At 61.7% G+C, this 23501-nt stretch carries 10 protein-coding genes and 1 tRNA gene; 7 read left to right on the top strand and 4 right to left on the bottom strand.

Annotation, left to right across the window (positions count from 1 at the left end; genetic code table 11):
* The first annotated feature begins 5 nt into the window (after nt 1-5).
* Together V0U35_RS04070 and V0U35_RS04065 are read left to right on the top strand one after the other, a co-directional pair.
* The gene (locus V0U35_RS04070; protein ID WP_330195377.1) at nt 6-527 is read left to right on the top strand and encodes a rhodanese family protein; all 522 of its coding nucleotides are present in this window, start codon (nt 6-8) and stop codon (nt 525-527) included.
* Between the two features lie 27 nt (nt 528-554).
* On the top strand, nt 555-1331 hold the full coding sequence (locus V0U35_RS04065; protein ID WP_330195376.1) for a sulfite exporter TauE/SafE family protein: 777 nt from the start codon (nt 555-557) through the stop codon (nt 1329-1331).
* Between the two features lie 31 nt (nt 1332-1362).
* Here the strand turns inward: V0U35_RS04065 and V0U35_RS04060 are convergent, their stop codons facing one another.
* The gene (locus V0U35_RS04060; protein ID WP_330195375.1) at nt 1363-9348 is read right to left on the bottom strand and encodes a beta strand repeat-containing protein; all 7986 of its coding nucleotides are present in this window, start codon (nt 9346-9348) and stop codon (nt 1363-1365) included.
* A 243-nt stretch (nt 9349-9591) separates the two neighbouring features.
* Here V0U35_RS04060 and V0U35_RS04055 point away from each other — a divergent pair, with 243 nt between their 5' ends.
* The 4 genes from V0U35_RS04055 to V0U35_RS04040 are packed head-to-tail and all read left to right on the top strand — an operon-like array spanning nt 9592 to nt 18616.
* The gene (locus tag V0U35_RS04055; RefSeq protein WP_330195374.1) at nt 9592-12828 is read left to right on the top strand and encodes a helicase-related protein; all 3237 of its coding nucleotides are present in this window, start codon (nt 9592-9594) and stop codon (nt 12826-12828) included.
* On the top strand, nt 12825-13505 hold the full coding sequence (locus V0U35_RS04050) for a DUF4391 domain-containing protein (protein ID WP_330195373.1): 681 nt from the start codon (nt 12825-12827) through the stop codon (nt 13503-13505). Before V0U35_RS04055 ends, V0U35_RS04050 begins: the two co-directional genes overlap by 4 nt.
* A gap of 10 nt (nt 13506-13515) precedes the next feature.
* Nucleotides 13516-15465, top strand: a complete 1950-nt coding sequence (locus V0U35_RS04045) for a site-specific DNA-methyltransferase (protein WP_330195372.1) — start codon at nt 13516-13518, stop codon at nt 15463-15465.
* 4 nt (nt 15466-15469) lie between these two features.
* Entirely contained in the window at nt 15470-18616 is a 3147-nt protein-coding gene (locus V0U35_RS04040) for a restriction endonuclease (protein WP_330195371.1), read from the top strand.
* A gap of 140 nt (nt 18617-18756) precedes the next feature.
* On the opposite strand, the gene V0U35_RS04035 is transcribed toward V0U35_RS04040, so the two are convergent.
* Both V0U35_RS04035 and V0U35_RS04030 read right to left on the bottom strand, forming a co-directional pair.
* Nucleotides 18757-18833: transfer RNA gene (locus tag V0U35_RS04035), tRNA-Arg, on the bottom strand.
* A 99-nt stretch (nt 18834-18932) separates the two neighbouring features.
* Nucleotides 18933-19919 (bottom strand): P1 family peptidase, encoded by a 987-nt coding sequence (locus V0U35_RS04030; RefSeq protein WP_330195370.1) that lies wholly within the window; start codon nt 19917-19919, stop codon nt 18933-18935.
* 72 nt (nt 19920-19991) lie between these two features.
* Between V0U35_RS04030 and ggt the strand changes: the two genes are divergently transcribed.
* The gene (gene ggt, locus V0U35_RS04025; protein WP_330195369.1) at nt 19992-21686 is read left to right on the top strand and encodes a gamma-glutamyltransferase; all 1695 of its coding nucleotides are present in this window, start codon (nt 19992-19994) and stop codon (nt 21684-21686) included.
* Nucleotides 21687-22010: 324 nt separating this feature from the next.
* Here ggt and V0U35_RS04020 read toward each other — a convergent pair whose 3' ends face one another.
* The gene (locus tag V0U35_RS04020; protein WP_330195368.1) at nt 22011-23453 is read right to left on the bottom strand and encodes an ATP-binding protein; all 1443 of its coding nucleotides are present in this window, start codon (nt 23451-23453) and stop codon (nt 22011-22013) included.
* Nucleotides 23454-23501 lie beyond the last annotated feature (48 nt).

Genomic DNA, 23501 nt, shown 5'->3' with positions numbered 1-23501 from the left:
CCCCCATGACCACGATCCAGACCATCACCCCGCAAAAGGCCGCCGAACTGATGAAGGACGGTGGCGTCCTCATCGACATCCGCGCCGGTGACGAACACGCCCGCGAGCGCATCCCGGGCGCGTCCCACCGTCCGCTTGATGGCGGAAGCGAACCCCTGCCCGCCAACGCGCGCTATGCGATCTTCCATTGCCGGTCCGGCATGCGCACGGCGGCCAATGCCGGCAAGCTCGCCGAGGGCGCGCCCTGCGAAGCCTTTATCCTGGAAGGCGGGATCGACGCCTGGAAGAAGGCCGGCCTGCCGGTGGAAAAGGACGCGAAACAGCCGCTCGAACTGATGCGACAGGTCCAGATCACGGCCGGTGCGCTGGTCCTTATCGGCGTCGGCCTCGGCTTTGCGGTCCACCCGGGCTTCTTCGGCCTTTCAGCCTTCGTCGGCGCGGGTCTGGCCTTCGCCGGAATCAGCGGATGGTGCGGCATGGCCCACCTCCTGCGCGTCATGCCCTGGAACCGCGCGCTGACCGCTTAAAATCTGAGCTCCGGCGAGGACACGCCCATGCAGGACATACTCTCTGTCGCTTCCGGCGGCCTCGTCGGCTTTACGCTCGGCCTCGTCGGCGGTGGGGGCTCCATCCTCGCCGTCCCTCTGCTCGTCTATGTGGTCCGGGTCGGCTCGCCCCACCTCGCCATCGGCACCAGCGCCGTGGCCGTGGCGGCGAGCGCCTTTCTCAACCTCATCAACCATGCCCGCGCCGGAAACGTGAAATGGGCCTGTGCGTCCGTTTTCGCCGCCGCCGGGATCGCCGGCGCGGCGGGCGGGGCGGCACTCGGCAAGATCGTCGATGGCGAGGCTCTCATCGGCCTTTTCGGCCTCCTGATGATCGGGGTTGGCCTCTCGATGCTCCGCCGCAAGGAAGGCGGGGAAGGCGATGTCCGCCTCACACCCGTCACGGCGGCGAAACTCTCCGCGTCGGGACTCGCTGTCGGCGGACTTTCCGGCTTCTTCGGGATTGGCGGCGGCTTCCTCGTCGTGCCGGGCCTCATCGCGGCGACCGGCATGACGCTGATGAACGCCATCGGTTCCTCACTCCTGTCGATCACCGCTTTCGGCTCGACCACCGCGACCAGCTACGCCCTTTCCGGCCTCGTCGACTGGCGCATCGCCGGCTTCTTCATCCTGGGCGGTGCGATCGGCGGCCTCTTCGGCAGCTGGGCCGGCCGCAAGCTCTCGGAACGCCGCAAACTCCTCAACACGATCTTCGCTGGCCTCGTTATCGTGACGGGGTTGGCTGTGGCTGTGGAGAGCGGGATGGGGTTCTTTACCGCAGTTTAGAGGGAATGGCGCACCGGGGAAAAGAACAGCGTCATCGCCCGTTGCTTCCCACTGCCTCGAGGCGGCTGCCCCACCGGTCATTGGCGATGGTCAGCGTGTCGTGGCCCGCAGCAGTGCCGGCAGCGCTGAGCGCCGCCCGATAATCGCCCGCTTGCGCGCAGTCGCGCAGCGTGACCGAGCCGGTGCCGGTCCGCATCGAAACCTGACCGGTGAAGGCACAGCCACCATGACTACCGGACAGGCCACCACCCGTGGTCAGGACGACGTTGTCGCCGAACCGGCCCGGCTGAATCGTCCCGCCAAGACCGGTCTCGCGTATCCCCCAGAACGCGCCGGGCTGATCGGCCAACGGATCGCCAAGGCGGATATTGCCATCAGCCCTTGCCGTGCCGATTCCGTTACCGATCCGGAAGCTGACCGCTTCATTGTCGTTCGCCGCACCCGACGCTGCCAAGGTCAGCGTCCGCGGCGTACGCCCGTCATCCAGGATCGCCGTACCGTCCTCGAAGACATGAAGCGACCCGCGTCGCAGGCTCGGCCATTCGCCGCTTGGCTGGCGCACCAGCACGCTCCAGCGCCCGGTCAGGCTCGCCGCATCGGCCGGGGCGTTCGCCGGGGCCGGGGCGGAAATCGCCGCACTGGTCACTGACCGGATCGCGCCACTGGCATCGGCAAAGCGCAGGAAGACCCGCGCACTGGCCGGATTGAACGGCACGGTTTCCTCGCCATTGGCCCGGACGAAGACCGCGAAGAACTTTGCCGCATTCTGCGCAAAGACGCTTGTGACCTCGGTCTCGCCGCGCGGGGTGATGCACCCGCCCGTGGGCGCGGTCTCACACACTTCCAGCGTGACCGGCAGGCTCGCTGCCCCGGTATCGACCGAAGCCGTCACGGTTGCCTCGTTGGCTCCGGCTGAGCCGTCACCCACACCGATATTGACCGCCGCCGCCGACAGGAAGTTGATCCGGTTGCCGGTCTCCGGAATGCGAACAACGCCATCGGCCGATGGTGTTGCGCCAATCGACAGAATATCGGGAACGGGCGCGGCCCCGATCGACACCAGCACCGAGTTCACGCCTTCAATGGGCGCAAGATCGGCATTCTCGCAGGCGATCTGAGGCTGGAAGAGATAGCCCGCAGCCGGTGTCGCCTGGCTTGGTGTCAGCGCAAGGACGAAATTGATCCCGCCGCCATTGGCCAGGTCGAAGAGCGGATTGGCGTCGCCAACCGCCTCGTTCTGGGCGTTGATCTGCCGGTAGGTCAGCGTGAAGGGCGCATCATTCGGCGCGGTGACGCGGCAGGCCTGTGCGGGCGTCGTCGCCCGGCTGACGACCGACATGAAGACGGTGATGTCAGTACCGCCGACGAAGCCGGAGCGGGCCCCGGGAAGGGTCGCCGCAACGATGCGACCTTCCGGAACGGTCGTCAGCGAGAAGCGGGCGGAGACAGACCGGTTCCCGGTCATGCGCACGACGCAAAGCGGCTGGTTCGGGTCGAGGCAATCGCCGCTCCACCCATCAAATGTAGTGCCCGGTGCGACAAGGGCCGACAGTGCGACATCGGTGTTCTGTGTGAACAAGGCCGTACACCCGCCCCCGCCCCCGCAATTGATGCCGAGCGGCAGGCTGGTCACCGTCCCGGCTCCCAGGCCCGACGTGGATACGGTCAGCGCATAACCGTTGAACCCGTTGATCGTCACCGTGGCGGTGGCCGTCGCCGTCGCGCCATGCGGGTCGCTGATCGTGTAGTCGAACCGGTCGTTGGCGGACTGCCCCTGGGCGAGCGCATTGAACGCGCCATTGGGGTCATAGGTGACCACGCCATCGGCCAGGGTTACGCGGCCCAATGTCAGCGTCGTGTCGACCGCCGTGACGGCCAGCTGCGCCGTTTCGCCATTGTCGGGATCACTATCACCATCGAGCAATGTCGCCGTGACATCGCGGCCGGCCTCTTCCTCCCCGAAAGTCAGGGCATCGGCATCCGCAATCGGCGGATCATTCTCGCCCTGGACGGTGACTGTTGCGGTCGCTGACGCGGTCAGCCCGCCCGGGTCGCTGACGGTATAGCCAAAGCTGTCACTGGCCGTCTGACCCGCGGCCAGGGCCTCGAACGCGCCATTGGGCGTGTAGGTCACCACCCCGGCATTGATGGCGGCTAGGCCCTGTGTACCACCGGTATCAATGGCCGAGACGACCAGCTGCGCCGTTTCTCCCGTGTCTGGATCTGTATCGCCGTCCAGCAGGGCCGCCGTCACGTCGGTGGGCGCGTCGTCCTCGTCAGCGGTCAGGGCATCCGCATCAGCGCTCGGTGCATCATTCACGCCGGTCAGCGTCACCGTCACATTGGCCGTGTCGGTCGCGGCCCCGTCGCTGATCGTGTAAGTGAAAGTGTCGTCGCCGGTCACGCCATCGGGCAAGGCAATCGCAAAGCCCGCGGCGGTTGGATCGTAGTCGAGCACGCCGTCGCCCAGTGACACCACCGAACCGGATGGCAAGGTCACGGGACCCGTCGCCGGCGCAGCGAGCGGCACGCGCCACTCGGCCGGGAGGCTAGCCGCCGAGATCGGTGTGCCATTGACGGACGTGATCGTCAGCGGGTCGTTGTCGACGTCGGTGTCGTTGGCGAGGACGGGGAGCGGATACATCTGATTTGGCCAAAAGGGTTGGCGCTGTGTCACGGATCCAAAAACACTTCGTTGCGAATTTCCCTGCTGAAACGCATGGAAGACGCTTACCAACCGACCGTCAGACAGCGCGGAGGATTCCGCAAAATATTCTAGAACCAATGAATCACTGATTCCCGCTCGGATTAACAATGGGCTCAATGCATAGGGGCCGGTCAAGAAAGTGCCATACAAACTATTTGCACTATCGCTAAATGTTTGCAGGATTATTAGTATATTTCCACCAACTAATTCTACCTGCGCTCTTGCTGCATCTTGAGTCAGAGACCTGGCGAGTGACCCTGAATCCCCGATTTCCTGCGACTCTGTAGTCCCCTCGAAGTCTATGGGGACATCTACGTAGGTAAGAAAAATCCCGCCCGCAGGGCCGCCACGATTTAGAATAAATATTCTTTCATTGTTTATAATCTCAATATCCACCGGCCTTGAAGCGAGACTTGCTTCATAATTGATGTCATTGCCAATCACAGACCCTGTGGCGTCATATCGGCGAACAACAGATCCAAACATAGAGCCGGAGATAGTGTATGCTGCGACAAATGAGTTCGCGGGGAGCTCATGCAGCACCAATCCGCGATCGTCGACATCAGCGGCAATTTCAAAGTCCGCTGTTAGCGGATTTCCAAGCCCGTCGAAGACGCGTGCCTTCGCTCTGGAATCGTTATTCACTTGAGTGTCGTTATTAGGTTCAAGCCAACCAACGACGAATCCCCCGCCGCTCAATGCCGCGAGCGTTGGCGCGAATTGAATCCCTGAACCGACCGATGATGTCGGAAATTGGGGTCCAATCAACTCGCCTGAATCACTGACACGCTGGGCCTGAATATCGCCAACGATCTGGCCGCGCGCGCCCTCTGCTGCAGCATTGCTAAGCCAACTGACAATAAAATCTCCCGAAACGGTCGCACGAACTGCAACGCTGTTCTCTGAACGAGTTGCTCCAGAACCGATCACAATTTCATCAGAAACTGCTGCGTTGGCGGCGTTAAAAACTCTTGCCCTAACCTCTTGGCCATCGTCCAGTGTTGTTATCCAAGCGACGATGTATCTCCCAGAGGCGTTCGCAGACACATGGGGAAATTCTGAATAGGGTGAGCCTTGCGGTAGTTCGCGGGTACTTGAGACGTAGTTACTCAATCGAACAAAAACATCATCCACCGCGTCCGGCGGCGTATTGCCGGTGACGGTCACGGTCACGGTCGCGCTGGACGTCGCACCCGGGCCGTCGGCAATCGTATAGGTGAAATTGTCCTGCGCCGTCGCGCCGGGGGCGAGGGCAAAGGCCCCGTTCGGGTCGTAGGCAACGGTGCCGTTGCTATTCACCGTCAGGAGAGCGCCCGAGGCGAGCGTGATCTCGCTGCCGACATCGCCCGGCACACCATTGACGGCGGTAACGGTGAAGCTGTCGCCGTTATCGACATCGCTGTCGGCCCCGGATCCGTTATCGGCGAAGAGATTGCCGTCGAGACTGACCGTGCTGGTCGTTGCCAGGGCATCGTTGGCCGCGACCGGGGCGTCATTCGTGCCGGTCACGGTGACGCTCACCGTGGCCGCGTCGCTTGCCCCGCTGGGGTCGGAGACCGTGTAATCGAAACTGTCCGCAGCCGTCGCACCGGCGGGCAGGCTGGCAAACTGGCCATTCGGGGAATAGCTGACCGCGCCGGCATTCAGCGTCACGTTGCCGGTCGTGCCGGTGTCATCGATGGCGGAAATCGCCAGCAAAGCCGTCTCGCCGGTGTCCGGGTCGCTGTCGCCAGCCAGCAGTGTGGCCGTCACGTCTGCTGCGCCATCGTCCTGGAGCACATTCAGCGTGTCGTCGTCGGCCGTCGGCGCGTCATTCACGCCGGTTACGGTGACGGTCACGTTGGCCGTATCAGTGAGCGCACCATCGCTGATCGTGTAGGTGAAGGTGTCGTCCGCGGTCGCACCGGCGGGCAGAGCCGCCGCGAAGCCGGCCGTTGTCGGGTCATAGAGGATCCCACCCTCAGCCAGCGCCGCACCTGCTCCGGACGGCAGCGTGACCGCATTCGACGTGGTCCCGGACAGGCCGGCACCCGCCGCAGCGGTCACCGCCTCGCCATTGATCGCCGTGATCGTCAGCGGGTCGTCGTCGGCGTCGGTGTCATTGGCGAGGACGGGGAGAAGAGCGCTGCTTCCGGCGGAAATCTGTGGGGCGACAAACGACCTATGAAATGTTGATGACCTCGCTCCGTTGGGCTCCCATATCCACGTGACTGCAAACCCATTTCCAGCCAAGCCGGTAATCTCTGATTGGTAGGCTGCGTATTCACCAGAATCCGAAACTTGAAACTCATTGCCGAGTGGTTCGCCCGAATCGGAAAACCGGCGCGCGAAAATTTCCCAGTGAACGGCGGACTCCTCGGTCCAAGAAACGATAAATCCCCCATTGCTGAGCCGAGCGACGTCCGGCTCGTACTGAAAGCCAGGTATCGTTTGATTGACAACAAATTCGTCGCCTATGGGCACCAGGTTCGCTGACATGAGTTGGCAGCGAACCGACCAACGGTCATCAACGCTGACTGAACCACTCTTATCGGTCCAGACGAAAACAAGCTGACCACCCGAAAGGGCTGCCAACCGCGGCTCATATTGGTCATCGTCTGTAGTTGAGTTGATGATGACCTCGCCGGTCAGCGGCAGAAGGTCAGAATCAAAAACTCTTGCCCTTATCGCAGTACCGGACAAATCAGTTCCGGAAGCACTTCCATCAGTCCAGGTTACAGAAATCGTACCACTATCATTTACAACAACTGCGGCGTCGGTCTGGTCTCCCGAGGTTGTCGTATTGACGCTTACAGGCGAGCCAAGAGGCCCATCAGTCTGGTCGTAAATCTGAGCCCAGATATCGCCGTCATGCCAAACCACGACGACCGATTCGTCGGTCAAGGCAGCGATAGACGGCGCACTTGCCCCGCCAGCCGGTGTCACGACATGTTCGTTGCCTGGTGTAAGATCGTTGTCGAAAAACTGAACGCGAAGCTGTCCGGGTGACGAAACCCAGGCCGCTGCGACGCCACCGCCTGGCAGTGCTACGAGATCGGGATGTTTGGCGTTTTCACCGCTTAAGCGGATCGGCGACTCTAGAACGCCACCATCGCGTGAAACAATTGTAAGCGCTGCCCATTCCGTAACTCGGTCAGTATACGCAACAACATCCGCGGTGCCATCCGACAGAGTTGTTATCGCCGGATCATCTAGGAATTCACTGGCACCGGACGTTGCTATCGATGAACCCGATAGCGGCTCTACAGCTGTACGCGAGAACTCGTCATCCACCGCATCCGGGGCATCATTCACATTGTCGATGGTGACCGCGATCGTGCCGTTGTCGGTCCCGGCGTCGCTGTCCGTGATTGTGATGGAAATCGAGCCGGCACCAGATGCGTTTGGCGATGGTGAATAGGTCAGACCCGCCAGCGCAGTATTCACGGCGGCCAGCGTGCCCGAGAATGTCATCGTGGCATCGTCGGTGCCGTCGCCTTCTGTGAAGACGAGCCCTGTGGTCGTGCCGAACGAAACGGTTGAGCTCGCCGTGATGGACACCGTCAGCGTATCGCCTGTGTCAGGGTCCGCGATTGAAATGCCGGCGACAGGATTGTCCGACGTGTCTTCCTCAATCGTCATCGAAGCGGGAGCAGTCAGAACCGGCGCATCGTTCACACCGGTCACGGTAACTGTGACACTGGCCGTGTCGGTCAGCGCGCCATCGCTGATGGTGTAAGTGAATGTGTCATCGGCGGTGACCCCAGCAGGCAGGGCCGCCGCGAATCCGGCCGTAGTCGGATCATAGAGGACACCACCGTCCGCCAATGAAACACCTGCTCCGGACGGCAGCGTCACCGCATTCGACGAAATTCCGGACAGTCCGGCACCCGCCGCAGCAGTCACCGCCTCGCCATTGATCGCCGTGATCGTCAGAGGGTCGTTGTCGGCGTCAGTGTCGTTGGCGAGTATGGGAATTACCGTCGTAGAATTCGCTTGAGCCAGATCAATATCGATCAGATCGAAATGGGTTGAAAAGTCACTGGTATGCCCGAGAACAACCCCTCCGTTCCGGGCAGCCAGAGCAGGCGGGTCCGGCCATGCTTCAAGATATTGATAGGTGTCCGATGCGTCCTGATCGATCGAAATGACTGGCCCGAGCGGCACGCCTTCCAGATCAAATACTTGAAAATAAATGCCCGGTACGACGGTACAGTCCTCCACGCCATCCATTGATCGCCAGGAAACAACAAACCCCAATTCCCCGACGGCTGCGACGCGTGGATGCAATGCCGCACCACAGGCGTTGTTCACCACAGTAACAATGGGCCCGATCATTTCCTCTATGGCGTTGAAACGCTGAAAGCTGATCGACACTTCATTTAGGTCGGTCTCGGATCCAGCAGAACTTTGCCAGACGACAACCGAGCCGGAGGCGGTTTCGGAGACATCCGGGAACAATTCAACAAATGAATTTCCACTGAAAACAGAGACTTGATTGGTTACGGGGTCGTGATCAAATCCGATGAAGCGAACAATTCCCGTGCGGCTTATCAGGTCGGCACCGCTAAACAGCGACTGCTCCCAGGCCACGGCATAATTTCCTGTAGTCAGGGCTTCAAGGTGAGGATTCGTCTGCTCCGCGCTGCCTGAAGCAAAGTCGCTATTATCGAATATCGCTCCGCTCGACGGTTGACGCGGCACCTCTGTTTGGTTCCAGCCGTCCCGGTTTCGCGCCTCGATAAAGATCAGCCCGTTTTCCCGGCTGTGGGCCACGACAATATGGCCATTGGTAAGCCCCGTAATCGTAGGGGATTGGCCGGCATGGTTGAGCATGATCGGCCAGGTTCCGAAATCTTCACCGCCGAGTTTGAAGACCGTTGTATCGCCGCTACCGGCGTTCCGCCCTACGATCAGGTTTTGCGATATGCCTAGGTCTCGCCCTAACGAGAGATCGTGTGCGAGATGTTCGACGAGTGACCGGGGCCCCTCTGTGACGGCTCCTCCGCTGTCAAATTGCCCATGGAAGTAAGAATGATCGGACGGGTCATTTGAGCCAGCCCCAGTATCAGCCCAGACCGCAACGAACCCGCCCTCAACCTCCTCTGTAATGTAGAGGAAATCCTGAGTGTCACCCGTACTTTCCCGGGTAATTCGATTTTGCGAATTAATGCCGATCCTGGACGTGTCATCCACCGCATCCGGCGCAGAATTACCCTGAGCAGCGGCCGCACCGGTGAACGCAAACATGCCCCATGCCGCCGCAAGTACTGGCACAGCCATCGACCTGGCCAAACGACCACACACGCGCATCCTGAAGCCCCTCCCCACTCGCCGAATGTAAATCCAGTTAACTAAACCCTAACAGGTAGTGCGCCGGTCTTCGAGTCGGTTTTGGGAAGGGGCGGACATCCGAGAAAAACTCGCGTCGTGACACAGAGAGACGGCAAGGACGGTGGGGCCTTCGGCTTCAAGCTTCCGCCGGTGGAAATCGGCCGCGATCCCCGCGGCTGCTCGCTCTTTCGAACCGGCCCGCCGGTTGCCTGAAACCGGATTTCAGGCTTCAAGGATAGGATGGAGATACTCGACAATATCAGCTCGCTCTTTGGCGACGATCTGCAATCGGAGCTTGAAGGCAAGCAGACGGTCAAAGTCTCGGCAGCATCATTCTCCATTCACGCGTTCGCGGCGCTTGAGCAGCAATTGCAAAACCTGGAGAGCTTCGAGTTTATCTTTACGGGACCGTCGTTTGTGACGGATCGCGAAGCCAGCAAAAACCAGCATCGCGAGTTCATCATTCCGCCGGTGATGAACCGCCGGGACCTTGCCGGAACTCCCTTCGAAATAAGACTTCGCAACAAGATGACGACGCGCGCGCTGGCGCGTCAGTGTGCTGACTGGATACGGGCGAAAGGCAAGTTCAAGGCGAATCCGAAAGATCCAATTCCCTCGTTCCTATGCGCAAACGGCGCGTCTTCGAGCACGGTCTACACGAGCCTTCATGGCTTCACGACTGCCGACCTGGGATATCAGCCGGGCAATCTGACCATGATCAACAAGACCACGGACGACGCGGCTGTCGCCCGATACGGCGGTCTGTTTGATCAACTCTGGAGCGACCCAGAACGGCTTGAGGACGTGACGGACGCGCTCTGCCGGCAACTCGAACAGGTCTACGCTGAAAATTCGCCTGCCCGCATTTACCATTTGATGCTCTCGGTCATCTTCCGGACGTTTCTGGAAGACATCAATGAAGACCTGCTGCCGAATGATCGAACGGGCTTCCGTGAGACGAAAGTCTGGAACACGCTTTACAGATTTCAGCAGGATGCCGCGCTTGGCCTGATCAACAAGCTCGAGACGTTCAATGGATGCATTCTGGCGGACAGCGTCGGCCTGGGTAAGACGTTCACGGCGCTCGCGGTCATCAAATACTACGAGCTTCGCAACAAGTCGGTCCTTGTCCTCTGCCCCAAGAAACTCGCCGACAACTGGCACACCTACAACAAGAACCTGACCACCAATATCCTGGCCGAGGACCGGCTGAACTACGATGTGCTCGCGCACACCGACCTGCTGCGAACCAGCGGCTACTCGATGGGCATGCCGCTCGATCAGGTGAATTGGGGCAATTACGACCTCATCGTCATCGACGAATCCCACAACTTCCGGAACGACGACGCCACCTTGGCGCAGGGCGAGGCCGAGACGCGATACCGGGCGCTGCTGAACCGAGTCATTCGCGCGGGGGTGAAGACCAAGGTGCTGATGCTGTCGGCCACGCCCGTGAACAACCGGTTTGCCGACCTTAAAAACCAGCTTGCTCTGGCCTATGAGGGGGACAGCAAGGCGTTTGCAGAAAAACTCGGCGCGAACCAGACGATCGAGGAAATTTTCCGGCAAGCGCAGCGCGCCTTCAATGAGTGGGAAGAGCTGCCGCTTCATGAGCGAACGCCCCAGGCCATTCTCGACCGGTTGGACTTTGCCTTTTTCGACCTCCTCGACAGTGTGACGATCGCCCGGTCGCGGCGGCATATCACGACCTATTACGACACCGAGGAAATCGGCGGCTTCCCCGAACGGCTCAAACCCGTCTCGTTCCGGCCAGCACTCACCGACAGGCCAGGCGTTCCAACTTTCGACGACATCTACAACGACCTGAGCAAGCTCGAGCTCGCGGTCTATGCACCGCTGACCTACGTGCAGCCGAGCCGCAAGGACAAGTATTCGCAATACGATACCGCAACCGAAACGAACGTCCTTAAAGGCACCGACCGCGAAAGCTCGATCCGGGCGCTGATGCGGGCAAACCTGCTCAAACGGCTGGAAAGTTCGGTTCAGGCCTTCCGGCTGACCCTGTCCCGCCTGGCCGACACACACCGGGCGACGCTGAAGGCGATTGAACAATTCGAGCGCGGCGGCGGCGCGGCCTTCGCCTACGAAGTCGAACGGCCCGATGATGAAGATGACGTCCCCACCGAGCTGGAGCGCGGGCATGTCCGGGTCGCGTTCGAAGACATGGACCTCGTCTCCTACCGCCGGGACCTCGAAGGCGATCTCGCGCTGATCGACGGGCTGCTCACCGGAATGGAGCGTGTCGGCCCTGAACACGACAAGAAGCTTCAGCACCTGATCGACTTTGTCCTGCGCAAGCGCGAGCAGCCGATAAACGAAGGCAATGGCAAGCTGCTGATATTCACCGCCTTCGCCGACACCGCCGAGTATCTTTACGACCAGATCGCCGCGCTCGTGGCCGAAAAGGACGGGCGGCATTCGGCACTGGTCACCGGTTCGGGCGGGCCGAAGTCCACGCTTGGCCAGGGCCTCGATTTCAATGCCGTGCTCACCCTCTTCTCGCCGGTCGCGAAAAAGAAGGCGCAGATCGAGCGGCTGAAGACGGAAACGCGCGAGATCGACATCGTCATCGCCACCGACTGTATTTCCGAGGGCCAGAACCTTCAGGACTGCGACATGGTGGTGAATTACGACATCCACTGGAACCCGGTCCGGATCATCCAGCGTTTCGGCCGCGTCGACCGTATCGGCAGCAAGAATGCCCGCATCCAGCTCGTCAGCTACTGGCCCGATATCGAGCTCGACGACTACATCAATCTCAAGGATCGCGTCGAAGGCCGCATGATTATCGCCGACGTCACCGCGACCGGCGATGACAACCCGCTGACCGCGCGCGAGAACGATGTCATATACCGCCGCGAGCAGCTTCGCCGGATGCAGGAGGAGGTCGTCGACCTCGAAGACCTTCGCCAGGGCGTCGGCATTACCGACCTCGGCCTCAACGACTTCCGCATGGATCTGGTCAGCTGGGTGCGCGAAAACGGCAGTCTCGATGATGCGCCGCTCGGAATGCATGCTATCGTCCCGGCCGGGCCCAAACTGCCGCCCGGTGTCATCTTCTGCCTGCGCAATCTCGATGCCGAGGCCGAGCTGAAACAGCACAATAGGCTGCATCCCTTTTACCTCGTCTATGTGAAGGCAAACGGCGAGGCGGTCGTGCGCCACACCGACCCCAAGCACGCGCTCGACATGCTCCGGGCTGCCGCACGGGGCCGCACCGAGCCAGACCCCGCGCTTTATGAACCCTTCAACCGGGAGACCGAGGACGGGCGGCGGATGGAGACCTATTCCGACCTGCTGAACGCGGCGATCCGCTCAATGATCGAGGAGAAGGAAGGGCGCGACATCGACAGCCTGTTTGCAAGCGGGCCGACCACGGCGCTGATTGGCGAGGTCGCCGGGATCGACGATTTCGAACTGATCGCCTTCCTGGTCGTCCGTGACACAGAGGCATGAGCACGCTCTTCGCCTGGCCCCAAGCGGCGACGGTCGAGAGCCGCATCGCGCGCGACCGGCTGTTCCGGCAGGCCGGCGGCGGCAAAGCAATCCGCGCGCTCTATGACGCGCAGGTCCAGCGGATTGACTGGGCGTTCAAACTGTTCGTGCGCAGCGTGAACCTGCCGCCATCGGGTGGCGTCGACGAAATCGAGGTGTTCCGCCTGCACCTGCGCGGCGACCGGCTCGACGACCGTGTGCTGGCCCATATCGACAAGGCCATTCCGCACCCGATCCTGTTCGAACTGGTGCGCCATGCGCCCGATGGGGATGAGGTGATGCTGGCGGCGGCCTACAAGCGGCGCAGCGAGGCGGACAAGTCTCAGGCGGTGACGCTCGAGCATTGGCGCGGGGCATGGGTTGCGGATTTGGAACCTCGCGCGCCATTGCCGCAGGCGGCTAGCCTGAAGGGGCTCTATGCCGGGCTCCTCCGCTCGCTCTGGCCGCATGGTGCCCGCGCAGGAGAATCCTTGCGCGCGCAGGCGGAACGCTTGAGCCAGATCGCCACACAGGGCAAAGCTGTCGAGCGGCTGCAACTGATATTGCGCCGGACGGGGGACTTTGCCCGCAAGACCGAGATCAACCGCGAATTACGCGCCGCCCAGGCCGCGTTGAAAGCGCTGACCGCCAAGGACTGAAGAAGACATCATGACCATCGAGAAACTCGACGCCTCCACCCCCGACCTGACAAGGCAGAATATCGAGCGCCTGCTCGAACTGTTCCCCGAATGCCGCACGGAAGGCTCGCGCGAGGATGCGCCGATGGTCGATTTCGACCTGTTGCGTCAGGCGCTGTCGGATTATCTGGTCGAAGGCCCGGCGGAACGCTACCGGCTCGATTGGCCGGGCAAGCGCCAGGCGCTGCTCACTGCGAACACGCCGATCGACAAGACGCTGCGCCCGATGCGCGAGGAAAGCGTGGACTTCGACACCACGCGCAACCTCTTCATCGAAGGCGACAATCTCGACGCACTGAAGCTGTTGCAGGAGACCTATCTCGGCAAGGTGAAGATGATCTACATCGACCCGCCGTACAACACGGGTAGCGACTTCGTTTACGACGATGATTTTGCTGTCAGCGAAGCACAGTTTAGTGAAGGCAGCGAGCAGCGATCTAGTGAGCTGGGAAAGCTGGTCTCGAACCCTTCTTCGAATGGTCGTTTTCATTCCGATTGGATGACGATGATCTATTCCCGCCTTAGGTTGGCTAGAAACTTACTTTCCTCCGATGGGCTGATCTTTATCAGCATCGATGATAACGAACAGTCGAAGCTCCGGCAGATTGCGGATGAAATTTTTGGCGAAGAAAACTTCGTTGATCAAATGGTCTGGAAGAAGCGTTACGGCGGAGGAGCCAAAGAAAAGCACCTTATCACACTCCACGAGTATGTTCTTGTTTTTGCAAAAGATATCGAGACTCTAGATAACTTTCAAATCCCGCTTACTGAGGAAAGCATCAAACGTTACTACAAATCGAAAGATGATAACTTTTCTTCTCGTGGCCCGTACAGGACTCACCCCCTTGAGGCGACAAAGAGTATGGGGGCCCGGCCAAATCTTGTGTTCCCGATACCCGGCCCAGATGGCGAGTTGATCACGCCCAAACGACAATGGCTCTGGTCGAAAGAGCGTGTGGAAGATGCACTAAGGTATGGTGAATTGGAGTTTGTCAAAGATCGATCTGGCGGCTGGTCAGTCCATACAAAACAGTATTTACGAGATCGAGATGGCACTCAACGAACCGGCAAGCCGTTCTCGATCATTGACGACGTCTACACTCAACATGGCACCAATGAGGTCATCGATTTGTTTGGCGACGCTCGAATTTTTCCTTTCCCTAAGCCAACTGCCTTTCTAAAGAAACTGCTTGAGATTGCCTTGACAGGCGCGGATAGCGAGATCGTTGTCGACCTGTTTGCAGGGTCAGGGTCTTTGGCCCATGCAATTTCGGCTTACAATTACGAGCAAAGTACCCGACATCGATGCTTCACTATCCAGATAGATGAAATTGTATCAGACCGGCAAGAAGCGCGGGAGCATGGCTATGCAACAATTGCAGAAGTGACCCGAGAACGCATCCGCCGCGCGGGCAAGAAAATCATCAAAGAGACTCCTGAACTTGCCGGCAAACTAGACACCGGCTTCCGTGCTTTCCGGACCGATAGCGGCAATTTTGTCGACACCAGTGTCACGCCCAAGGAGGCCACGCAGGAAGCGCTCCTCGGCATGGTCAGTCATATCAAGGACGACCGCAGTGAAGAGGATTTGCTGTTCGGTGCACTGCTGCGCTGGGGCGTCGATATCACGCTGCCGATCGAGCAACGCGAGCTGGCCGGGCGCACAGTCTGGCTGGTCGATGCCCCCGAAGACGGCACCGGCAAAGGCGCGGCACTGATCGCTTGTTTTGCACAGCCCGGCGGCAGCGGACCAAATGGAAAGAGTGCCGGAATCGACACCGAACTGGCCGACGCCATGGCCGAGCTTACCCCCTTGCGCGTCCTCTTCCGCGACGATGGCTTTGCCAGCGATGCGGCCAAGGAAAATGTTCACAGCCGCCTGAAGCAGCGCGCGCCCGACACCCAGGTGCGGGTGCTCTGAGCGCATGACCCAGCAGATTTTCAAGCCGCTCGATTACCAGGCCAAGGCCACGCAGGCCGTGGTCGATTGCTTTGCCGGTCAGCCGCGTATCGAGGGCGTCCAATACCAGATCGATCCGGGCCAAATTAGTGGAATGGGCGATGCCGCGGCGCAAACGAGCCTGTTCGAGGAAGGGCTGCGCAATGCGCCGCTCAAACTTTCCGATGCAGACCTGCTCGAGAATATCCGCAAGGTGCAGATGGCGCAGCACCTGCCGCCCTCCGGCGAACTGGCGAAGAGCAAGGCCGCGCCGGTCAATCTCGATGTCGAGATGGAGACCGGTACCGGCAAGACCTATGTCTATATCGACACCATGTACCGGCTCTTCGCAGAGTATGGCTGGTCGAAATTCATCATCATCGTGCCGAGCATCGCGATCCGCGAAGGGGTGAAGAAGACGCTGGAGGATACCGAGGGCTGGTTCCATTCGCTCTACGGCCACAAGATCCGGCACTTCGTCTACAGCAGCAGCCAGCTCAACAAGCTTACCGCGTTCAGCGAGGATGGCGGGCTGCACTGCATGATCATCAACACACAGGCCTTCACCGCCGATGTGCGCGCCGCCGATACCGGGCGCGGAGCGGGGCGAATCATCTTTGACACGCCCGACAGCTTTCAGAGCCGCCGTCCAATCGATGTGATTGCTGGAAACCGCCCGATCCTGATCCTCGACGAACCTCAGCGGATGGAGGGGGCGAAGACGCAGGCCGCGATGACGCACTTCCAGTCGCCACTGGCACTGCGTTTTTCGGCGACACACAAGACGCGCTACAACCTCGTCCACCGGCTCGACGCGCTGGATGCCTATAACCGCAAGCTGGTGAAAAAAATCCAGGTCAAAGGCGTGACCACCAAGGGCTTGCCGGGGCTCGACGGTTATCTCTACCTTTCGGGCTTCCGCACCTTCACCGATGGCCGCAAGCCTGAAGCGCGGGTGATGATCGAGCATGGCCTCAAGGGCGGGCAGGTCAAACGCAAACCGGTGTGGCTGCGCGATGGTGACAGGCTGGAAGAGAAATCCGGCGGGCTGGCTGAATATGCGGGCTACACCGTTTCCAACATCGACGTGACACAGCGCACAGTCGAATTCACCAACGGCGAGCTGCTGGAAGAAGGCCGCGTCACCGGTGACACCAGCGAAAACGCCGTGCGCCGCGTGCAGATCCGCGAAACCATTCGCGCCCATTTCGATCGCGAGCGTCTGCTGCATGCGCGCGGGATCAAGGTGCTCTCGCTGTTCTTTATCGACGAGGTCGCGAAGTACCGCATCTACGGCGAGGACGGCGAGAAACAGAACGGCCTCTACGCGCAGATGTTCGAGGAAGAATATCAGCGCGCCCTCAATGAGCTGGCGGAACTCGACACGACTGATCAGGCCTGGCTCGCCTATGTGAAGCGCGACCGGCCCGAGCAGGTTCATGACGGCTATTTCTCGATCGACAAGAAGGGCCGCATGGTCGATCCGTCGGTCAACAAGACTGGCGACGAGAAAGGCGAGGCGAAGGACGAGTCCTCCTACGACCTGATCCTGAAGAACAAGGGCCGCCTGCTGTCTCTGGACGAGCCGGTGCGCTTCATCTTTTCGCACTCCGCCCTGCGCGAAGGCTGGGACAATCCGAATGTCTTCACGATCTGCACGCTCAAACAGTCCGACCATGAAATCGGCAAGCGGCAAGAGGTCGGGCGCGGACTGCGCATCAGCGTCGATGCAAACGGCCACCGGACCGATGACAAGAGCATTGTCCACCAGATCAATGTCCTGACCGTCATCGCCTCGGAAAGCTACGAAGACTTTGCCAAGGCCCTTCAGGACGAGATGGCCGACGCGCTCAAAGGCCGTCCGCGGGAAGCGACCGCCGCCTACTTCCAGACCCTGTCCATCACGACGCCAACCGGTGCGCACGACGTCACACAGGCTCAAGCGTCAGAACTCGAATACTGGTTGATCGGCGAACGCTATATCGATCCCGCCCGGCATATCACGGCAAAGTGGCACGAGGACCGCGACACCATTGCCGAGGCCATTGCCGCCGGAGCATCGGGCAAGCTCAGCGAAGCGTCGGAGGAGGCGCAGGCCATATGGGAAAACTTCCCCTATGCGCTGCAAGAGCATGCCGCCGAGTTTGTGGCCCTGGTTGATACCGTGTTCGACGAAACCGCGCTGCGCCGGATGACCGGCAATGCCCGCAAGATGGTCATGCCGGAGGTGCGCCGGAAAAATCTTGAGAAAGAAGCTTTTCTCGAGCTTTGGAACCAGATCAACAAGCAGGCGGTCTATTTCACCGATTTCGACACCGAGTCGCTGATCACGCGTGCAGTTGCCCGCCTGGACAAAGACCTTTCGGTTGATCGCCAGAGGATTATCGTGACCGGCGCGGAACTCGGCACGGGTATCGGCGTGGAAAACATTCGCAGCCGCTCCGCATTCCGCGAGGAACGGACCCGGTCCGAGACTTATGAGGATGCCGTCGACAGCACTGTTCGATTTGACCTGATCGGCCAACTGGCATCGCTGGCACGGCTGACACGGCAGACCACCGGGCGTATTCTGACGGGCATTAACGCAAACACGTTCGCGATGTTCGGGCAGAACCCGGAGATGTTCCTGCGCAAAGTCGCCGAGTTGATCCGCCGGGAGAAGGTCGCATTGGCGATTGAGTCGCTTCGATACGAAAAAACCGGGCAGACCTATGACGTCTCGATCTTCGAGACTGACCGGCAAGAGATTCCGCTTGAAGACGCTCTAGAGACCAGCAAGCACGTCTACAACTACGTCGCCGTCGACTCGAAGAATGAGCGCGATTTCTCCAGTGAACTCGAGGCCGCCGAAGAGGTCATCGTCTACGCCAAGCTTCCCAGGGGCTTCACGATCCCGACACCCGGTGGCCCCTACAACCCCGACTGGGCCATCGCCTTGGAATTCGCCGGCGAACGGCAAATCTATTTTGTCGCTGAAACCAAAGGCGACACGACCAAAGAGCAGTTAAGGCTGGCCGAGCTTCACAATACAGACAGCGCCGAACGATACTTCCGCGACATCGCGCCAGAGATTCAGTTCAAGAAGATCAAAGATTATGACGAACTTCTGAGAGCCATTGGCCAGGCGTCTTAGCGTTCCATCGCCGTCCGCCAGGGTCGCCAGCGCAGCGTTGGTTCCCCGCAGTCACGCAGGTCTCGCGCGCGCGTGGTGCCAAGCTGGTGCCAAAGCGCGATTTCGGCCCTGGGCGATTTCGTCTATCCCATTGAAAAGAATGGCGCACCGGGGAAGATTCGAACTCCCGACCCCCAGATTCGTAGTCTGGTGCTCTATCCAGCTGAGCTACCGGTGCCTGCCGTATCGGCCCGCCATTAAGGGCCAAGGCCCCGGCGGGAAGGCGCGGAACCTAGCCGCGTGATACCGGCTTGGCAAGAGCGCGTTACGCCGCCTTTTACACCTCGCTGCAGGCCGCCTCGTGGACGCCGCGCGCGATAGCGCGGGCGAGGCAGTCCGCAGCCAGTGAGCCCAGCCGAGTGAGGGTCAGCGGAGCCGGGTCGGCGAGCGGTTTCTTCCCTGTCGACATCGCGAAAACCGTGTCCCCGTCAAAGGGCGTGTGAACCGGCCGGATCGCGCGTACGAGGCCCGTCTGCGCCATGATCGCCAAGCGTTTGGCGTCTGCTGAGGTGAGGACCGCGTCGGTCGCCACCAGGGCCACGGTCGTGTTCTCGCCGGGGTTGGGATTGAGCTTGGCGTCGCCCCAGTCCTCGGCGTCGAATGCGCCGCCCTCCGGCCGGTAGCCACCGAACTCACCGCCAATTTCCAGCGCATGGGCCCAATAGGCCTCGCGGCCCGGAATACGCACCGATCCCACCGAATTGACCGCCACGATGGCCGCGACCGTATAACCGTCTGCCGTCACGATACTCGCCGACCCGATCCCGCCGGGAAGACTGCCCGCCAGCGCGCCATATCCGGCCCCGGCGCGGCCCAGCGACAGGGGTTCGCCACACGCGTCGAGCGCTTCGCGCCCCAGCCGTGCATAGGGCGGGGCCTCGCCCCAGTCCTTCGCCCCGCCATTGGTGAGATCATAGAGAATGGCCGACGGCACGACCGGCGAGACCGGCACGCCCGGCTTGTTCTGCATGGAAAACCCGCGCCCGCGCGCACCCAGCGCGGCGGCCACGGCGTCGGCCGCACCCAGCCCCCAGGACGAGCCGCCCGACAGCACGACCGCGTCGACCGCATCGACCAGCGTGTGGGGCTGGAGGGCGTCGGTCTCGCGCGTGCCCGGCCCGCCACCGCGCACATCGGCGCTACAGACGGCTCGGGTCTCGGGCAGGATCACCGTCACACCGGTGCGCACGGTCGCGTCATGGGCCTGACCGACTGCGATCCCGTCCACGTCGAGGAGTGAATTCGTCCGTCCGGGAGCCGCCATCTTCGCCCTCTTTTCCTTCGCGCGCGCCACGTTATGGTGACTGTCCCTTCCGTTACCAGCAAGCGTCAAGACATGCGGACTTTCCTTTCCCGGCTCGGCCTTCTTTTCCTTCTCGCCGGTGCCCCGGCCTGCGCGGTTCAGGAGGCCCTTGCGCCCACACCGACTGGCGCGGCGACCGAACACACAGCCATGGTCGCGGCGGCCAACCCGCACGCGGTCGAGGCCGGTCTCGATGCCCTGCGCAATGGCGGCAATGCGATGGACGCGGCCATCGCGGTCCAGACGGTCTTGAGCCTCGTCGAGCCGCAATCGAGTGGCCTCGGCGGCGGGGCCTTCATGCTCTACCGCGATGCGGCAACCGGCGAGATCACCGTCTATGACGGGCGCGAACGCGCGCCGATGGCCGCTGACGAGACGCTTTGGCTGGACGAAGAGGGCGAGCCCCTGCCCTTCCTCACTGCGTGGACCAGCGGGCGCGCGGTCGGTGTGCCGGGTGTCATCGCCATGCTCGCCATGGCCCATGAAGATCACGGCGCGCGCGACTGGGCCGAGAATTTCACCTTCGCGGAACGCTTGGCCGAGGACGGGTTCGCGATCAGCCCGCGCCTGCACTCGCTGATCCTGCGCGCGCAACAGATTGGCCCCATCGAGGACTTGCCGGCGAGCGGCGCCTATTTCTTTGACGAAAATGGCAATGCTTTCCCCGTCGGCCATGTCCTTGCCAATCCGGACTATGCAGAGAGCCTGCGCCTCATCGCGGCGGACTGGCGCAATTTCTATGAAGGCCCGCTGGCGGCCGAGATCGTGGCGGCCGTCGGGGCCGGTGATGTGCCCGGCGCGATGACGCTCGATGATCTTGCGGCCTACACGCCGGTCCGGCGCGCGGCGATCTGCCGGGACTATCGCGGCTATGACGTGTGCAGCGCCCCGCCCCCAGCCTCGGGCGGGATCGCCCTCAACCAGATCCTCGGGCTTCTCGAACCCTATGACATGGCGGCGACCGGACCGGAGACGGAAGAGGGCTGGCGGCGCTTCATCGAGGCAAGCCGCCTCGCCTATGCTGACCGCGACGCCTATGTCGCCGCACCCGAAGCGATGACCGTGACGCCCGGTGCCCTGCTCGACGAGGACTATATCGCCGCCCGCGCGGCCCTGATCGACCGCGACACGGCCATCCCCCATGTCCCGGCCGGCGAGCCGGACATACCCGGGACCAGCCATTTCGTTATCGTCGATGCGCACGGAAATGTCGTCTCAATGACGGCGACGGTCGAATTCCTCTTCGGGTCGAACCGGATGGCGGGCGGGTTTTTCCTCAATAACCAGATGACCGACTTCAACTTCGATCCGCGCGATGAGGACGGCAGGCTTCATCCCAACGCACCGGGTTCAGGCAAGGTGCCGCGCTCCTCGATGTCGCCCACGATCATTCTCGACGGCGAGGGCGAATTCTACATGGGTGTCGGCTCGCCGGGCGGATCATCCATCATCGCCTATGTTGCCAAGACGATTGTTGGCGTCATCGACTGGGGGCTGACGCCCCAGGCCGCGATCGAACTGCCGAACGTCGTCGCGCGCGGCGATGTCGTGCGGGTCGAGGAGACCTATCCGGCCGAACTACTCGAGGCGCTGGCGGACAAGGGCTTCCAGCTCGACGCCAACCGCTCCGAAAACTCCGGCCTCCATGCCATCCGCCGGCTGGACGACGGCACGCTTGACGGCGGAGCCGATCCGCGGCGCGAGGGTGTTGTTGGGCAGCTGGAGTAATTCGTGTCCCATCCTTCGAGGCCCGCTTTGCGGGCACCTAAGGATGAGGAAGATATACTCGTTATAGAAAACGCCATCCCCTCCTCTCCCTTGATGGGAGAGGTGTCCGCGAAGCGGGCGGAGAGGGTGGGATACGAAGACGTCAAGAGTGACCCACCCCTTCCGTCTGACGCTGCGCGTCAGCCACCCCCGATCCAGTCGAGGGCTGGCTTTCCCCATCAAGGGGAAGGAGGATGCTCCCATTAGCGTCATGCCCCGAATTATTCGGGGCATCTCGAAACAGGAGATCACTCGCACAAAGCGGGTGATGACGCGAAGCAATGTCTACCCCTCCAATCTGACGGCAAACACCGTCCCGCCGGGCCCGGTTGAGACCAGTTCGACATCACCGCCATGGGCGCGGGCGAGTTCGCGCGCGGTAGCAAGGCCCAGCCCTGTGCCGTCGCGCCGCGCCGAGCCGGAGAAGGGTTCAAACAGGTGTTCGCGAACCTTGTCGGGCACACCCGTGCCGGTATCGGCGACCTCGATCCGGACCGCTTCACCCTCGCGCCGGGCACCAACCGTCAGCCGGCCCGGCTCGCCCAGCCCGTCCATCGCCTGGAGCGCATTACGGAAGAGGTTGAGGAAGATGCGGTGGACCTGGTCGGGGTCAGCCTGAACCGTCAGATCAGCCTCGACCTCATTGACCCAGACCGCACTGCCTTCCGCCGCCATGGCATCGGCAGCGGCTTCCTCCAGCGAGAGGCGCAGTGACAGGGCGCGTTTCTCGGGCGGGCGTTCCTCGCTGCGTCCAAAGCGCAGCGTCTCCTCGCACAGGCGGATGCCCCGTCCGATGGCGCGGACCAGCCGTTCGCCCATCTTCCGCGTCGCGGGTTCATCGGATGCCGCCAGCCGGTCTGACACCAGCTGCGCACTGGCCAGCACATTCCGGAGGTCGTGATTGATTTTCGCCACAGCGGCCCCGAGCGAGGCCAGCCGCTCGCGCTGCTTCAGGGCCTGGCGCACATCGGTCTGAAGCTCGGCGAGCGCAATCTCGGCGGTGCCGATCTCGTCGCTCCGTCCCGAAGGACGGATGGTGCGAGCCGGGTTTTCCGGATCTTTCTGGAAGCGCGCCATCGCCCGCGTCAGCTTCCGCATCGGCCGGACGAAGAGATAGAAGAGCGTCACATAGATGAGCGCGCCGGTGACGACCGCGATGAAGGCCGACAACCAGAACAGGCCGGCAGAATAGGCCGCCAGTTCGCGCTTCAGCGGGGCTTCGGGGACGATCACGTCCATCACGTCGCCGGGTGCGCTGCGCGGCTCGGCGATGATCCGCAGATAGCGCCCGGACGGCGCGAAGAATGTCCCGGCGGTTTCGGCCACGTCCCCCGCCCAGTTCGCGCTGCGCCGGTCGAGGGTCACCAGCGGGCCGTCGACCGGCCCGCCATAGAGGACCAGCTCGTTGCGGCCCTCGGTAAACCGCGCCACGGCGACGGCATCTGCGCCGGTCAGAAGCTGGCGGACGACGGCATCACTGGGGGCCGCGCCGCCCGCCACGTCGGCCGACAGGGCGGCAATATGGGCGGCCTGTGCGCGTTCCGCGATCCAGTTGTTCCGGAAGGCCGTCGCTAGTGGCAGGAAAATGATCAGCTGGGCGATCATCGCGAACACGATGATGAACAGCAGCAACCGCCCGGGAAGGCTTTCCAGAAGCGCCCGCCGGGCCGCGCGCAGCGCCGCGGCCGCACCCGTTCCGGGACGTGGAGACGACTTTAATTCAGTCATGGTCCGTCACACCCGTCGCGCTTAGCTTGTCCGGGGTGTGGCGGCAAG

Origin of the sequence: Hyphobacterium marinum (assembly GCF_036330325.1) — a bacterium.
GTDB classification, from domain to species: Bacteria; Pseudomonadota; Alphaproteobacteria; order Caulobacterales; family Maricaulaceae; genus Hyphobacterium; species Hyphobacterium marinum.
The sequence above is the reverse complement of the archived record's forward strand: the minus strand, read 5'-3'. Positions and strand labels throughout refer to the sequence as shown.

What these genes read in the sequence shown, in the direction of transcription:
- ggt (WP_330195369.1), top strand. Translation starts at nt 19,992, where the DNA reads ATGCGGACTTTCCTTTCCCGGCTCGGCCTTCTTTTCCTTCTCGCCGGT.
- V0U35_RS04055 (WP_330195374.1), top strand. Translation starts at nt 9,592, where the DNA reads ATGGAGATACTCGACAATATCAGCTCGCTCTTTGGCGACGATCTGCAA.
- V0U35_RS04020 (WP_330195368.1), bottom strand. Translation starts at nt 23,453, where the DNA reads ATGACTGAATTAAAGTCGTCTCCACGTCCCGGAACGGGTGCGGCCGCG.
- V0U35_RS04030 (WP_330195370.1), bottom strand. Translation starts at nt 19,919, where the DNA reads ATGGCGGCTCCCGGACGGACGAATTCACTCCTCGACGTGGACGGGATC.
- V0U35_RS04050 (WP_330195373.1), top strand. Translation starts at nt 12,825, where the DNA reads ATGAGCACGCTCTTCGCCTGGCCCCAAGCGGCGACGGTCGAGAGCCGC.
- V0U35_RS04065 (WP_330195376.1), top strand. Translation starts at nt 555, where the DNA reads ATGCAGGACATACTCTCTGTCGCTTCCGGCGGCCTCGTCGGCTTTACG.
- V0U35_RS04040 (WP_330195371.1), top strand. Translation starts at nt 15,470, where the DNA reads ATGACCCAGCAGATTTTCAAGCCGCTCGATTACCAGGCCAAGGCCACG.
- V0U35_RS04045 (WP_330195372.1), top strand. Translation starts at nt 13,516, where the DNA reads ATGACCATCGAGAAACTCGACGCCTCCACCCCCGACCTGACAAGGCAG.
- V0U35_RS04070 (WP_330195377.1), top strand. Translation starts at nt 6, where the DNA reads ATGACCACGATCCAGACCATCACCCCGCAAAAGGCCGCCGAACTGATG.